This window comes from Haladaptatus sp. SPP-AMP-3 (assembly GCF_049568665.1).
Taxonomy (GTDB): Archaea; Halobacteriota; Halobacteria; order Halobacteriales; family Haladaptataceae; genus Haladaptatus; species Haladaptatus paucihalophilus.
In genome coordinates this window covers 2,836,307-2,850,376 of the sequence record NZ_CP145897.1, presented here as the reverse complement: position 1 = coordinate 2,850,376, position 14,070 = coordinate 2,836,307, and the positions used below count along the sequence as shown (strand labels likewise).

The window sequence follows — 14,070 nt, the reverse complement described above, 5'->3', positions numbered from 1 at the left end:
CCCTTCCCCATCGAAATGACCGAAACAGAGCCGACACGCGCGGCGGACGAACTGCCCGAGACCATCGGAACCGAACCCGAGGACGACGTGGACCCGACGGACGCGTTCGCGGTCCTCGGAAACGAAGTCCGGATGACCGCGCTCCGCGCCCTGCTGGACGCCGAGGCGGAGGGAGAGGAGACGCTCGCCTTCTCGGAGTTATTCGAGGCGACGTCCGCGGACAACACGGCGGGCTTCTCCTACCATCTCCGGCAACTGACCGAGCATTTCGTCCGGAAGACGGAGGGAGGGTACACCCTCACCTACGCCGGGCGGGAAATCGCGCGGGCGATTCGCGCCGGGACGTACACCGACAGCGTGGATTTCGACCCCATCGCGGTGGACGACCCGTGTCCCTTCTGCGGGGAGGAGCGACTGGCGGCCCACGGCGAGGACAACTACGTCGTGGTAGAATGCCGGGCGTGCGAGCGACCGACGCTCACGCTCCCGTTCCCGCCCGGAGGCCACCGAGGTTTCGCGGAAACCTCGCAAGCGAGTAGCGCGGAACACCGTTCCGCGGACAGTCGAGCGGCGGAGCCGCGAGACGACGGTGAAATTGCCGAGCAACGCTCGGCAGTCAGCCAGACGGAGTCTGGCGAAATTGCCAAGCCTTGCTTGGCGGTCAGCCGGACGAAGTCCGGCGAAACCGAGAGCCACCGCGCACACGACCCCGAGGGGCTTCTGGCGGCGTTCGACCGTCACCACCGACATCGCCTCTCGCTCATGGCCGACGGCGTGTGCCCCGAATGCAGCGCACCGGCGAACGCCCACGTCGGATATCACGACTCCGACGGGGACGGTGACGAAGCCGCGGACCGAGCGGAAGGCGTTCGCCGCCCGCAAGCCCGATTCGACTGCGAGCGCTGTGGCTGTCGGCTCCGCTCGCCCGTGACGCTCGCGGTGCTGGAACACCCGGCGGTCATCGCGTTCTACCACCGGCACGGCATCGACGTGCGCGAGCGCCCCGTCTGGAACGTGGGCGACGAGTGGCGCGAGCGCGTCGTCTCGGAGGACCCGTGGTGCGTGCGCGTTTCGACGGAGGTCGGCGGCGACGCGCTCGCGCTGTTCGTCGCGGAAAATCTGGAGGTCGTGACGGTTCGGGAATCGACGGGGCAACAGGCCTCGTAAGGCCGTGACGACGGTTCTACGAAGTCCGTCGGCGATTTTACGAGGTCCGCTCGCGGTTCTACGACGCCTGCTCGTCTAGCAGGTCGAGCGAATCGAGCGTTTCCCGCCGAGCGTCGGCGTCGAGCGCCCGGTACGTGGGTGCGACGGTCGCAACGGAAATCCCCTCGGGCGCGAGCGGACCGTCCTCGGCTTCCGCGAGCGCCGACAGGGCGAGTTCGATTCCGGACTGCACCGAGCTTTGAGGGTCGTAGTTCGTTTCGAGGTACTCTCGAATCGTGTCGTCGTTCGCGCCGATGGCGGTCGCCCGCCACTCGTGCGGCGTGCCGGACGGGTCGGTTTCGAAGAGCCGCGGTTGCGGGTCCTCGTCGGCGGTGGTGGGTTCGACGCCGACTCGCGGGGTTGACCCGCTCGTTTGTTCCGTCGAACGTGGTTCGACGCCCCCCACCAACAGCGCCGCGCCGAATGGTCGCGCGCCGCCCTGTTGGGTGAACTCCTGTACGTGGTCGGTGACGGCCTTGGTGAACGGTTCGACGCCGATGGGTTCGCCGTAGCGCAGGCGGTCGGTCTGGGCGCGGCGGCGGCCGAAGTCCACGAGTCGGCGGGCGTCGGCGACGTGCCCCGCGCTGACGACGCCGATGTGGTCGTCTATCTTGTGGAGTTTCTCGATGCCGTCGGCTTCGAGGAGGGGCGAGCGGACGTGTTTTCTCGCGGCCAGAACGACGCCGTCGCGGGCGCGGACGCCGACGCTGACGCTTCCGCGGCGCACCGCCTCGCGGGCGTACTCCACCTGATACAGCCTCCCGTCGGGCGAGAAGATGTTCGTTCCGCGGTCGTAGGCCTGTTGTTGTCCCCCGTTCATGCCGCCACCTCCGAGAACGAGTCGTAGCCACGGACTTCGACGCCGTCCGCGGAGACGGTTGCGACGGTCAGGCCGTTGCCGCTGGCCGTGTCGCGTTCGGTGGCGCTCTCGATGGCGCTGGCCGCGACGCGACGGGCGACGTCCGTCGGGAGGTTCGGTTCGAATTCGCGTTCGAGGACGCCGTAGGCGAGTTGCATCCCGCTACCGCTGGCGTGGTAGTCGGTTTCCATGACGCCGCCCGCCGTGTCGAGGTCGTAGACGTGCGGGCCGGTTCTATCGACGCCGCCGAGGGTCGGCTGGGCACCCCGGTACGGTCCCTCGCGGAGGAGGGTCCCGGCGAGCGTCGAGAGCGCGGCCATGTCGATGGGTTCGCCCCGTCGCGTCTCGTAGAGCGAGGATTCGGCGCGGAGCGTGCGGATGTACGACTGCAGGTCGCCGACGCCACCGGCCATCGTCAGCGCGGCGGTCGGGTGAACTCCCTGTACCTTTTGAACGGCCTTGTTCGTGACGAAGCGACCGCCGAGGCTGGCCCGACGGTCCGCGGCGAGGAGCACTCCGTCGTCGGTCGTCAGCGCGACCGTCGTCGTTCCGGTCTTCACTATCGTATCGGACATGGAGAAAGCAAGGGGGTGACGACGGAAAAGTGTTAGCTAAAATATATTTTAGCTCGTGTCGGCCAGTTCCCATTCGAGCATCTCGTTGACGTCGCCGGACAGCGGCCCTTCGACGAGCGTTCGAAACGCCCCCCGTCCCGCGAGCGTTCGGAGGTGGCCGACGAACTCGCGCCACTCGACGGCGCAGTCGGCGTGGAGGTACCAGCGATTGACGGTCGGACGGTGCTCGGGGGGACGACGGTCGGGCGGCGCGATTCTGACGAAATCGGTCGGATGGTCAATATTTTCGGCACACCACGGACATATCGACTGGTTCACATCGCTCCTACCCCGTGATTCCTCTGCACTCATTACCACATAAAGACACATCTGTAATGGTTCAACTCTGGCCTTCACCACGCCATCCTTTATGGTGTCACGAACCCGTCACAGTCAGATGAAAGATATGATTCCCGACAGTCACGGCGCGAGTTCGCGCATGGCGTCCAGCATGGTCTCCTTTTCGCAGTCCGTGACGGCGAGCGAAAAGCCGTCCAGTTGGGCCATCTTCGGCGCGTAGTCCCAGAGTTCGTCCCGGTCGATACCGTGGAGGACGACCGCGTTCGGCGTCGGGGTGACGACGCGCATGGCGACCAGCGGCGATTCCCCGCGCGTGACGTTCGTGAAGACGAGGGCGCGGTTCGTGCTCTGGCCGTAGAGGCGGTAGAACTCCTCGCTGGAGAGGCGGGTGATGGCCTCGATGCTGTCGATGACGGTGTGCCCGGTGATGCCCGCCGAGGTTCCCTGTGCGAGTTCCGTCGCGTCGATCGCGTCGTAGAACTCGGGGAGCGGGACGCTCGTCGGATACTCGCGCAAATCGTTGACGATGGTGCTGTCGAACCCGGCCGACAGGACGCGGGCGTACTGGCGGATGCGGTCGCCGCCGCGCTGTTCGTCGATGTCGAGGAGCGCCGTGACGGTCCGGCGGACCACGCCGATGCCCGGATTCTCGCGGCGGCCGCTCTCGTAGTCGGAGATGACCGACGAGGACACGTCGAGGTAGTCGGCGAGTGCGGTCTGGGACACGTCGAAGTCGGTGCGCCACTTGCGGAGCGTCGCTCCGGGGTCGTCGCTCAGCGTGATTTCACCCGCGATCTGCTCGGCGAGCGTCCGGCGCGCATCTGTCATGTCTTCGCATGTGGGAGAGGTCCCGAAAAGCGTATCGAAACCGGCCTTCGACGGGCGTCGAAATACAGGTCACGAACCGTCCGACGTCGTGGACCGCATCAGTCGCCCCGAATCTGGTCGTCAATGAGGGAATACCGCTCTAAGCGAACCCTCATCGGACACAACTCCGAACCTGTCACGCCCCGCTCGCTTGCTAACGATTGCTATCCGAAAGTACGCCCGGCCTACGACGACGGTTTCCACCAAACTACTTTCTTGGACGCTGCCGTCCATCGTTCGATGCCATCGACGGTGGTACACGTCGCGGTGGGGGCCTTACTCGCCACGTCACTGCTCGCCGAACAGTTCGACACGCGGGCGGCGGTCATCGTGCTCGCCGCCGCCGCGTTTCCCGACCTCGACACACTGGTGGGATTCTGGGTCCAGGGGGGACACCGGGCTGTGTTTCACAACCTACTCATACCGACGGTCATCGGAATCGTCCTGCTCGCCGACCTGCTGGGGAAGAACCGAATCGGACGACGATGGGGGGCCTACGGCGTCCGCGTCGCGTGGGTGAGCCTCCTCGCTTTCGTCGTCGCTGGAATCGGTCTCGACCTCGTTAAGAACGGCGTGAACGTGTTCTATCCGATTCACGACCAGTTCTACAGCGTCTCCGGGAAGCTCAGCGTCTCGAACAAACATGGAATCGTCCAGACGTTCCTCGAACCGCACGCCCGAGGGACGACGCACACGACCCACTACGATACCGGGTTCGACCTCGCGCAGGGACCCGACCCGCGGAACGAGGAGCGCGTGTTCCCCATCGTGCGAAGCGGGCGACAACTGCTCCTCGGCGCGATGAGTTTCGGAATCTTCGGCTTTCGGGTCTGGGAATCGCGCAAAGAGTAAGACGCCCTCGCACCGACAGGGGGTATGGAGATTCGACCCTACGAGACGAGCGACGCCGACGAGTTCTGGGAGCTAAAGCGCGCCTTCGAACTCGGACTCGGCGCGGGGACCGGCGGCGACGACAAGGCCGAGGTGTACGAGGGGAAACTGACCGAGGAGTACCGCGAGCGGTACCTCGACTGGGTGGACCGATGCGTCGGCGACGACGAGCGGTGCGTCACCGTCGCCGACGCGGGCGACGGACTGGCGGGCTACGTCTTCGTCCTCCCCGAGGAACTGGCGTTCATCTGGGACGCCGCCGTCCTCAACGAGATTTACGTCCGCCCGGCCCACCGCGGGACGGGCGTCGCCGACGAGTTGATGGACGCCGCCGTCTCGCTCGCGGCCGACCAGACCCTCCCGCTCGACCGGCTCGTCCTCGACGTGGACCGCGAAAACGACCGCGCCGGGGCGTTCTACGAGCGCCACGGCTTCGAGCACTGGGGGGAAATGGTCGCCAAAAAGCTGTAGGCGACCGTCAGCTACCTCCTCACACCGTTCGCTCGCACCAGTCCTCACGAAGCAGCCCGTACTGCACCATATCGCGGTGCGCACCGTCGACGAACATGTACTTTCGACGGCGACCTTCCTTCCTGAACCCGAGGGATTCGAGCAGACCGCGGGAGGCGTCGTTGAAGTCGTACGCCTCCGCACCCACCGCGGGAGCGTCGTACGTTCGGAAGGCGTAGTCGATGACGAGCGAGACGGCTTCCGTGCCGTACCCCTCGCCGTGAACCGACGGAACCAACCAGTAGCCGAGTTCGGGGCGTTTGTAGTCGGCGTCCGTCACGTTCACCTGTCCGATTCGCGTCACCTCGTCTCCGTCTGGACCGCCCGAACCGGCATCGTCCCCGTCGAGACAGACGAGAAACCGGTCGGCGTCGTCCTCTCGAAGCTCCGCGACTCGCCGCCGAGTCAGAACGGGATTTCCCATCGGGTGGCGAATCTCTCGGTTCGCCAGTGCGCGTTGAACGAACGGAATATCCTCCTCTTCGACAGTCCTGAGCGTGACCCGCTCGCCGCTCCGGACGCGTGCTCCCGGCATGGCGATGGCTTCGACGAAACGGGACCTATAGCTTGTGAACGCCGGACCGGAGAAAAAACCGACCGTCAGTCGTGCGTGAACACCATCGTTTTCCCCTCTTCCCGGACGACGCAGAACCGCATCGAACCGGTCGGTTGAAAGCTGTGAGCGGGCTTTTCCGTGGTGAACACCTCGGCGAACGCGTCGTCGCACGCCGGACAGGCGACGTCGCCGCGGTTTTCGAACAGGGAACTGTGTCCGGCGTCCGTCTTCAATTTCAGGCGGTGGCGAACCGCGTGCACGTCGAACGTCACGCATTCACCGCCTCCCGATACTGCTCCCGCGTGATGGTGTAGCGATGCATGTCGGCTATTTCGTCGTCCATCGGAACCCAATTCCGAAGCAGACAATCGTGTCGGCCGCCGTGCGCTTCGACGTACTTCTCGATGGCGCGACGGGAGTTCTCGTTCCCGACGTTGTGGCCGACCGTGGCAAGTTCGAGGTCGAGGCGGTCGAAGGTCACCTTCAGCAGCGCCGCCGCCCGTTCGCCGGAGTAGCCACGACCCCAGAAGCGCTTTCCGAGGAGGAGACCGAAACGAGCGGTCCGGCGCTCCCACTCGGGGAACAGAAACGTCGTTCCGGCTAGTTCGCCCGCGTGCGGTTCCCCGCCGTCCGGGCGAATCGCGTACGCGGCGGACGTTCCGTCCGACCATCGTTCGTCGGCGTTCGTTATCAGCTCCCGCGGTTCGTTCACCGTCCGATAGGGGGACTGTGGAACGTGTTCGAACACCTCGCTCACACCCGGCCCGGAGAACAGGTCGTAGAGTTCGTACGGCGTGGCGTTCTCGGGACAGAGCCGTTCCAGTACCAACCGCTCCGTTCCGATGCGCTCGGGAAAGAGGTCAGTCACGACGTCTCCTCCGCGCGACTCGCCTCCCACTGTTCGCGCGTTACGGTGAATCGGTGGGAGTCGCGCACGTCGTCGCCGTCCGGCCGCCGGTTCCGGAGGATGCCGTCGTACTGGCCGCCGTGCGCTTCGACGTACTTCTCGATGGCGCGGCGGGACTTCTCGTTGCCCGCGAGGTGTTCGATCGCGACGAGTTCCAGGTCGAGGCGGTCGAACGCCAGTTCCATGAGCGCACCGGCGCGTTCGCCGGAGTAGCCACGACCCCAGAACGGCTTGCGGAGCCACAAACCGAGCGCGCCGGTTCGTTTCTCCCAGTCGACGTTCAAGCCGGTCGTCCCGGCGATTTCGCCCGCGCTGCCTTCTTCGTCTTTGGGCTTGATGACGTACTCCGCGCCGATCGCCTCGTTTCTGTTTTTTTCCGCCCAGTCGATGAACTCCTTGGTCTGCTTCGGCGTCGCGTGGGGGTCCCACGACAGGTGTTCCGTTATCTCGTCGATGTGCGGCGCGTCGTGTGCCGTGTGTCGATACAGTTCGAACACGTCCACGTTCTCGTGGGTGACGGCCTCCAACACGAGGCGGTCCGTCTCGATGCGCTCCGGGAACATAGTTCGAAGGAAACAACAATCCGAGAAAAGGTTTCGGTGGGGATGCGGTAGTCTATCGCGGAGACGGATGTCGGAGATGGTACGGAAAGTACGACGCGGCGGGAGGCAAACCGACGGACGGGTTTCGAGTCGTGTGTTCGCACATCTCACAGAGTTCCTAATCGTCTCCAACTCGTAACGAATGTACATGACCCGCCAACAGCCGCCCCAGTCGGGTGCGGTCGAATTGGTCTTCTCACTCCACGACGAGCGGTGTTTCTTCATCGCCGCCTCCGAGCGCACGGGTGGCGAGTTCGTCGGCGAGCGGGCGGTTCATCGGGCGGACGGGAACATGCTCGAATTCTTCACCGTTCGGGGTGTGCGACCCGCAACCGTGCTCGACATCGCCGCCGACCTTCCGATGGTCCGGGAGGCCAGAGTCGTGAGCGAGCACTCCGACTCGACGTTGATGGAATTCGTGGTCAGCGGCCCGTGCGTGGCCGCGACGTTGGCGGATACGGACGCCGTGATACGCGACTTGCGGGCCGACGACGGCAACGCACGAGTCGTCGCGGACGTTTCGCCACACGGCGACGCCAGAAAGGTTGTAGACCGGGTTTTCGAACGCCACGATGGTGCCCGACTCCTGTCCAAGCGAACGCTCGGGGATACCATTCCGGGCCTCTCGAACACGTCGCACAACGCACACCTGACGGCGGATTTGACGGACAAACAACTCGCGGCGGTGGAGGTCGCAACGCGGGAAGGGTACTTTTCGTGGCCCCGCGAGAGCACCGCAGCCGAGTGTGCAACGGTGATGGGCGTCTCCCAACCGACCTTCAGCCAACACCTCTGGACGGGACTGGAGAAATTACTTCGCTCCCTGTTCGAAACCGACGAGGAAGTATCGGACGACGGCTTGGTGAACGATACCACATAGCGAACCGTTCGACATAGGCGACGCCGTGAGGTGGCTCCGTTCCCCAAGCTACACTAGCAAGACCGACGCTTCAACCAAGAGTATCGAGTCGGTCGATTCAACGATGCATGCTACGAATTCACACCGAGAATCCATGAACCGACCGCACGGGAGCGAATCGATCAGCCAAGACGTCGTATTCGAGGTGGCCGAGCAGGCGAACGTACAACCGAACGAACTCCCGCCGTTGTACGATTCCATCGACCCCGACGCACTCGATACGGTGGTCGCCAGCAACGACGACCTCGAACTGTCGTTTTCGTTCGCCGGATACAGGGTGACGATCGACGGCGAGGACTCGGTTCTGGTCCGAGAAGACGACTGACCGAAGCGCACCAATAAGCCGTTCTTCGTTCCCCGCTTTTTGTTGTTGTCCCACCACACGGAGCGACGCGAATCGCGGCGTGGGCTATCCATCGTCTCTGCCGTCCATCGCTTTTGCTCGCTCGTCGTTCGGGCGTTCGTCGCCGCTCGAGCGGTGAAAAACGTCGAGTTCGAAGCGGTCGATATCGCTGCTGCGGTGCTCGGGTTCGAATCGTTAGGTTTCGGTGTGGGCTTCCTTCCGACTCGTCATCTCCTCGGGATGGAGGTGGTAGAAGTCGAACGTTACTTCCCGTGAATCGCGCTCGAACAGGTCTACAATCGGGATAGCGACCCGTTGCATCCCCCGCGTCACCTCCGAGTCGATGTCCGCCTCCGCCACCTCGTCTAACTCCCCGGTGACGACCACGCTCTTCCACCCGTCGTCCGTGTGGTCGTAGGTGACGAACGTGACCGGGCGGTCAACGACCTCCGTTTTCTCGCTTCCGGGACCGAGCGCGAGACGGAAGTAAAAATGCGCCTCGGCCGCATCGTAGCCGTACGACACCGGCACCGAGTACGGTGATTCGTCGGTTCCCGACGGGAACGAGATGACGCCAGTTCCGCCGCTCGTGAGAAACTCGTCCCGCTCTTCGTCGTCCATTCGGACGGATTCGATGTCCCCCATGACAACCGATATACGACGTGCTGGTGGAAAAAGGTGAGTGGTAGTCTGAATCGAATTATCGGGCTCCGAGTTCACTCTCCCTCCTTGACAATTACACTGATGTACGTCGTGACATACGTGCTACGTATGACCGACAACCCATTTCACGTCGTAGACGTGTTCGCACGGGAACGGTACGCTGGCAACCAGCTCGCGGTCGTTCACGACGCGGCGGCGCTGACCGACGAGGAGATGCTGGACATCACCCGCGAGACGAATTTCTCCGAGGCGACGTTCATCGACTCCCCGGAGACGCGGGACGGCGGGTACGACGTCCGCATCTTCGACCCAGCCGAGGAAATTCCGTTCGCGGGTCACCCGACCATCGGCACGGCGTTCGTCATCCGAGAGTTCGTCCGCGACGACCGCCCCGACGAACTCACGCTCAACCTCGGTGTCGGCCAGATACCCGTCCACGTCGAACGGGACGACGACGGCACCGAATCCTTCTGGATGCACCAGATTCCGCCGACGTTCGAGCGGACCCTCGACCACGCGCTTGCGGCCCGCGTCCTCTCGCTCGACGAGGGGGACGTCGATACGGAGTTTCCCGTCCAACTCGTCTCGACCGGCCTCCCGACGCTCGTCGTGCCGCTTCGGTCGCTCGATGCGGTCCGTCGGGCGGAGACGAATCACGAACCCTACTACGAGGACCTCATCGAACCGCACGGAAACATGAACATCGTCCTCTTCGCGCCGGAAACGGAGGCGGATAACGACCTTCACGCCCGGGTGTTCGCCGACTGCGCGGGGGTACCCGAGGATCCGGCGACCGGGTCCTCGAACGGCTGTTTGGCGGCCTACCTGGTCGAACACGGCTACTTCGATTCGGACGACATCGACGTGCGGGTCGAACAGGGGTACGAGATGGACCGACCGTCGCTCCTCCACCTCCGCGCGTCGAGAACGGACGGTAGCATCGACGTGCGAGTCGGCGGGCGCGTGATTCCGGTCGCCGAGGGAACCCTGTTGTAGCCGATTTCTGCCCGCCTTCGATAGAACCAAAGGGTGATGGCTGGGAATTCACAGCAATGACAGAACCCCACTTCCAGACGGACCGCGGGGAAGTGTACGACATCGATGCCGTCGAACTCATCGAACGGCTCGCCGAGAGCGAGGCGCGGGTCCAGACGCTCTTTTCGGACCCGCCGTACAACATCGGGAAGGCGGACTGGGACCGGTTCGAAACGGAGGCGGCGTATCTCGATTGGGTGGTCGAGTGGGTTCGGAAGGCCGGGGACATCCTGGCCGACGAGGGGTCGTTGTTCATCATGGGGTTCACGGAGGGGTTGGCTGACATCAAATATCGACTCGTGCGCGAGTGTGACTGGTACGACTCGCTCCAGTGGCTGGTTTGGTCGTACCGAAACAAACCCCAGATGGGGAACGGCGGATGGACCCGTTCGCACGAGAGCATCCTCTGGCTCCGAAAGAGCGAGGAGTACACGTTTCGGATGGACCGGGTCCGAATACCGTACAACAGCCACACGAAGGAGTATCCCATGCGTGAACAGGGGCAGACATCGCTCTTCGGCAACGAGGCTGGCTACGAGTGGGACCCGAACGTGGAGGGGGCCAAACCGCGGGACGTCATCGACGTGCCGACCGTGAACAACGCGAGCAATGAACGGACCGACCATCCGACGCAGAAGCCCGAGGAGCTCCTCCGGAAAATCGTCTGGGCGACGTCGGACAAGGACGACCTCGTACTCGACCCCTTCGGCGGGTCGGGGACGACGTACGCTGTCGCGGAACAGCTCGGGCGGAACTGGGTCGGAACGGAAACTAACGAGGAGTATCTCGCCATCATCGAAGAGCGGCTGACGGAACTCGAACACCGCGACGACCCGGACTACTGGATGAAACACGACCTCGACCGCCGCGAGCATCGACGGAAAATTCGCTGACGGATTCGCGGTCGATACGCTGACGGATTTTGGGTCGTCGTTCGGCACGACAACCGTATCGTTAAGTTTCGGGACCCCCCAGTTTCGGTCAGTAATGACCGACTGGACGGAGAAATATCGCCCGACCACGCTGTCGGAGGTTCGGGGGAACAACAAGGCCCGAGACAAACTGAAACAATGGGCCGACACGTGGGAGGACCACGGGGATGCCGTCATCCTCCACGGCAGCCCCGGCGTCGGAAAGACCTCGGCGGCCCACGCGCTGGCGAACGACATGGGCTGGCCGACCATCGAGTTGAACGCCAGCGACCAGCGCACGGGCGACGTCGTGAAGCGCGTCGCGGGCGAGGCGGCGAAGAGCGGGACCCTCACCGGCGGGACGGCGGGGCGACGGGTCGTCATCATGGACGAGGCGGACAACCTGACGCACAACGCCGACCGCGGCGGCTCGCGGGCCATCACGGACGTGGTGAAATCCGCAAACCAGCCGCTCATCCTCATCGCCAACGAGTTCTACGACATGTCGAACTCGCTCCGGAACGCCTGTGAGACCATCGAATTCCGGAACGTGTCGGCGCGAAGCATCGTCCCCGCGCTCCGCGACATCTGCCGACAGGAGAACATCGAGTACGAATCCGAAGCGCTGGAAGCCATCGCCGAAAACGACAGCGGCGACCTTCGCTCGGCGGTCAACGACTTGCAAGCGGTCGCCACCACGAACGGGAAACTGACCCGCGACGACGTGGTGACGGGCGAGCGCGACACGACCAGCGGCATCTTCGACTTCCTCGACGACCTCATCAAGAAACAGGACGCCGAGGGCGCGCTGAAGGCCTCCTACGACGTGGACGAGACGCCCGACAACATGCTGAACTGGATAGAGGACAACCTCCCGAAGGACTACGAGGGCCGGGAACTCGCCGACGCCTACGGCTACATGGCGAACGCGGACCGCTGGCTCGGACGGGTGCGCGCCACGCAGAACTACAAGTACTGGCGCTACGCGGGCGACAACATGACCGCCGGTGTGGCCGCGGCCCGGCAGGGGACGAAGGGGGGATGGACGCGCTACGGCCCGCCGAGCTACTGGCGCAAACTCGGCAGTTCGCGGGGCAAGCGCGACACCCGCGACTACATCGCCCGGAAGATAGCCGAGGAGAGCGGCATCAGCATGAGCACGGCCCGACGCGAGGTCATCCCGTTCCTCTCGGCGATGACCCACCACTGCAAGAACCGCGAACTGACCGTGGCGATGGCCGCCCAGTACGATTTGGAGGAGAAACACGTCGCCTTCGTCACGGGAAGCGGAAAGACCACGAACAAGGTTCAGAGCATCGTCGAGGACGCGGAAGAGTCGAAAGCGGAGGCGGCCGTCGAACACTCCGGCGGCGCGTTCGAGGGGTTCGCGTCGGAATCGGACGGGGACGAACCGACCGACGACGCCGAAGCGGACGAAACGGACGACTCGGGGGATGAATCCACCGAGGCGGAAGCAGCGGACTCGGAACCCGACGAGGCGAAAGCCGACGACGGGCAGGCTAGTTTCGGCGACTTCACGTGAGCAGAGGGGAACCCCGTCACGGGCGAAACGAATGATTGGCTCCGCGACGAGGGGGACGTATGGAGCGGAGAGTCCTTCGGTGGGTGGTGGTGCTCGCGCTCGTGTTCGGGACGGTCGGGGGGACGACCGCCGCTGCCGTCGCGGACGGGACGAACAGGGTGGCTGGAATGAACAGGATGGACAGGGTAGGCGGGACGAATGCCCCGTCGCTGGCGACGCAAGAGGAAGTGCAGGAGGAGGAAGAAGATGAGAACGGGGCGGAGAGCGAGAACGGCGGCGCGGGGGCCGGAATCGTCCCCGAGTGGTGGGGGTTCGGCGGTGAGGCCGCGGAAGCGGCGTACGTGGGGCTGGCCGAACTCGGAGTGACCGTCCTCCTCATCGGCGTCCTCGGCTACTCGGTGGGTAAACGAACCGGTATCGTTCCGCCGAAGTACCGACTTCGGTCGCTCAAACTGCACGAGGGGACGATGCTCGTCGGGGCCGCACTCACGGTCCCGCACTTTCTGCTGGCGGAGGAGGAAGGCGGCATCGGGTCGCTCGTCGTGCTGTTTCTCGCCGTCGAAGTCGCGAGCGGGTTCTACGGCCGCCATCTGCACAGACACGTCGTTCGGATGGGACGCGGCGATGCCGCGCCCGCCGTCGTCGGGTCGGTGTTCGACGTGACGAACCGCGTCCTGTTCCGCCGCTGGCGGACGATACACGTCTGGCTGACGGTCGTGACGGCGCTGGTCATCGCCCTTCACGTCCTGACGGCGGTCGGCGACTGACAGCGAACGCTCGGAACTACCCTTTCGACTCCCGCTCGTCGCGGAGCAATCCGTACCGAACCACGTCACACCACTCCCCATCGACGTAGGCCGCGCGTCTGGAGACGCCTTCTTCGACGAACCCGACCCGATTCAGCACCCGCTTCGAGGCTTCGTTCGTCTCGAACGCGGACGCGGTGAGTCGGTGGAGTCCGAGTTCGGCGAACGCGTACTCGGCCATGCGCTCGGCGGCGGCCGTGGCGTAGCCGTTTCGCCACTCGTCGGGTGCAATCCAGTAGCCGAGTTCGGCGTCCCGCGTGACGTGTACCCACGGGTGGTCGCGGATGAGACGGACGTATCCGACCGGTTCGCCGTCGGCACAGACGAGCAATCCGATGGAGTCGTCGTTCTCCCCGACCGTTCCGCCGAGTCGTCGCTCGGCCCACTCCTCGTCGGCGGGCCGATAGGCGTGTCGCGTCGCCCGGACGTGCGGTTCGTTGCCGTTCTCGCGGAGGAATGGGACATCTTCTTCGTCGGCCGGGCGGAGCGTTACGGGGTCGTTTTCGAGGAACACGGGACCGGGCATCGCGGTAGCGTT

Annotated in this window: 19 protein-coding genes; 9 read left to right on the top strand and 10 right to left on the bottom strand. The window is 64.5% G+C overall.

The genetic code is table 11. The features are described from left to right. The first annotated feature begins 15 nt into the window (after window positions 1-15). Complete coding sequence (locus tag V5735_RS15585; protein ID WP_423744344.1) at window positions 16-1,167, top strand: DUF7351 domain-containing protein; 1,152 nt, start codon at window positions 16-18, stop codon at window positions 1,165-1,167. 58 nt (window positions 1,168-1,225) lie between these two features. Here V5735_RS15585 and V5735_RS15580 read toward each other — a convergent pair whose 3' ends face one another. The 4 genes from V5735_RS15580 to V5735_RS15565 all read right to left on the bottom strand — a co-directional run bounded on the left by V5735_RS15580 (window position 1,226) and on the right by V5735_RS15565 (window position 3,807). Next, the gene (locus V5735_RS15580; protein WP_423744343.1) at window positions 1,226-2,026 is read right to left on the bottom strand and encodes an archaeal proteasome endopeptidase complex subunit alpha; all 801 of its coding nucleotides are present in this window, start codon (window positions 2,024-2,026) and stop codon (window positions 1,226-1,228) included. Further along, complete coding sequence (locus tag V5735_RS15575) at window positions 2,023-2,640, bottom strand: proteasome subunit beta (protein ID WP_423744342.1); 618 nt, start codon at window positions 2,638-2,640, stop codon at window positions 2,023-2,025. Before V5735_RS15575 ends, V5735_RS15580 begins: the two co-directional genes overlap by 4 nt. Window positions 2,641-2,688: 48 nt before the next feature. After that, entirely contained in the window at window positions 2,689-2,958 is a 270-nt protein-coding gene (locus V5735_RS15570) for a hypothetical protein (RefSeq protein WP_423744341.1), read from the bottom strand. A gap of 141 nt (window positions 2,959-3,099) precedes the next feature. Continuing rightward, window positions 3,100-3,807 carry a helix-turn-helix domain-containing protein gene (locus tag V5735_RS15565; protein WP_007977852.1) on the bottom strand — a complete coding sequence of 236 codons (708 nt, stop codon included), beginning with the start codon at window positions 3,805-3,807 and terminating at the stop codon, window positions 3,100-3,102. Between the two features lie 279 nt (window positions 3,808-4,086). Between V5735_RS15565 and V5735_RS15560 the strand changes: the two genes are divergently transcribed. Further along, window positions 4,087-4,698 (top strand): metal-dependent hydrolase, encoded by a 612-nt coding sequence (locus V5735_RS15560; RefSeq protein WP_423744340.1) that lies wholly within the window; start codon window positions 4,087-4,089, stop codon window positions 4,696-4,698. 24 nt (window positions 4,699-4,722) lie between these two features. Continuing rightward, window positions 4,723-5,208, top strand: coding sequence for an N-acetyltransferase family protein (locus tag V5735_RS15555; RefSeq protein ID WP_423744339.1), 486 nt, complete (start codon window positions 4,723-4,725; stop codon window positions 5,206-5,208). A gap of 19 nt (window positions 5,209-5,227) precedes the next feature. Here V5735_RS15555 and V5735_RS15550 read toward each other — a convergent pair whose 3' ends face one another. From V5735_RS15550 to V5735_RS15535, 4 genes are all read right to left on the bottom strand, one after another. After that, window positions 5,228-5,782, bottom strand: coding sequence for a GNAT family N-acetyltransferase (locus V5735_RS15550; RefSeq protein ID WP_423744338.1), 555 nt, complete (start codon window positions 5,780-5,782; stop codon window positions 5,228-5,230). 65 nt (window positions 5,783-5,847) lie between these two features. Further along, window positions 5,848-6,075 carry a DUF7385 family protein gene (locus V5735_RS15545; protein ID WP_423744337.1) on the bottom strand — a complete coding sequence of 76 codons (228 nt, stop codon included), beginning with the start codon at window positions 6,073-6,075 and terminating at the stop codon, window positions 5,848-5,850. Continuing rightward, entirely contained in the window at window positions 6,072-6,701 is a 630-nt protein-coding gene (locus V5735_RS15540; RefSeq protein WP_423744336.1) for a GNAT family N-acetyltransferase, read from the bottom strand. The genes V5735_RS15545 and V5735_RS15540 overlap by 4 nt, the downstream gene beginning before the upstream one ends. Continuing rightward, window positions 6,668-7,273 (bottom strand): GNAT family N-acetyltransferase, encoded by a 606-nt coding sequence (locus V5735_RS15535; protein ID WP_423744335.1) that lies wholly within the window; start codon window positions 7,271-7,273, stop codon window positions 6,668-6,670. The genes V5735_RS15540 and V5735_RS15535 overlap by 34 nt, the downstream gene beginning before the upstream one ends. Window positions 7,274-7,460: 187 nt before the next feature. Here V5735_RS15535 and V5735_RS15530 point away from each other — a divergent pair, with 187 nt between their 5' ends. Both V5735_RS15530 and V5735_RS15525 read left to right on the top strand, forming a co-directional pair. After that, window positions 7,461-8,192, top strand: coding sequence for a bacterio-opsin activator domain-containing protein (locus V5735_RS15530; RefSeq protein ID WP_423744334.1), 732 nt, complete (start codon window positions 7,461-7,463; stop codon window positions 8,190-8,192). 133 nt (window positions 8,193-8,325) lie between these two features. Continuing rightward, on the top strand, window positions 8,326-8,556 hold the full coding sequence (locus V5735_RS15525; protein ID WP_423744333.1) for a HalOD1 output domain-containing protein: 231 nt from the start codon (window positions 8,326-8,328) through the stop codon (window positions 8,554-8,556). A 213-nt stretch (window positions 8,557-8,769) separates the two neighbouring features. Here V5735_RS15525 and V5735_RS15520 read toward each other — a convergent pair whose 3' ends face one another. Then, a complete protein-coding gene (locus tag V5735_RS15520) occupies window positions 8,770-9,219 on the bottom strand; it encodes a pyridoxamine 5'-phosphate oxidase family protein (protein ID WP_423744332.1) in 450 nt (149 codons plus the stop codon). Between the two features lie 126 nt (window positions 9,220-9,345). On the opposite strand from V5735_RS15520, the gene V5735_RS15515 reads away from it, so the two are divergent. The 4 genes from V5735_RS15515 (at window position 9,346) to V5735_RS15500 (ending at window position 13,493) form a co-directional block, all read left to right on the top strand. After that, window positions 9,346-10,233, top strand: coding sequence for a PhzF family phenazine biosynthesis protein (locus tag V5735_RS15515; protein ID WP_423744331.1), 888 nt, complete (start codon window positions 9,346-9,348; stop codon window positions 10,231-10,233). A gap of 56 nt (window positions 10,234-10,289) precedes the next feature. Further along, window positions 10,290-11,165, top strand: coding sequence for a DNA-methyltransferase (locus V5735_RS15510; protein WP_423744330.1), 876 nt, complete (start codon window positions 10,290-10,292; stop codon window positions 11,163-11,165). A 94-nt stretch (window positions 11,166-11,259) separates the two neighbouring features. After that, window positions 11,260-12,726 carry a replication factor C large subunit gene (locus tag V5735_RS15505; RefSeq protein WP_423744329.1) on the top strand — a complete coding sequence of 489 codons (1,467 nt, stop codon included), beginning with the start codon at window positions 11,260-11,262 and terminating at the stop codon, window positions 12,724-12,726. A 59-nt stretch (window positions 12,727-12,785) separates the two neighbouring features. Next, complete coding sequence (locus V5735_RS15500; RefSeq protein WP_423744328.1) at window positions 12,786-13,493, top strand: hypothetical protein; 708 nt, start codon at window positions 12,786-12,788, stop codon at window positions 13,491-13,493. 16 nt (window positions 13,494-13,509) lie between these two features. Here V5735_RS15500 and V5735_RS15495 read toward each other — a convergent pair whose 3' ends face one another. Further along, a complete protein-coding gene (locus tag V5735_RS15495) occupies window positions 13,510-14,058 on the bottom strand; it encodes a GNAT family N-acetyltransferase (protein WP_423744327.1) in 549 nt (182 codons plus the stop codon). Between the last annotated feature and the right edge of the window lie 12 nt (window positions 14,059-14,070).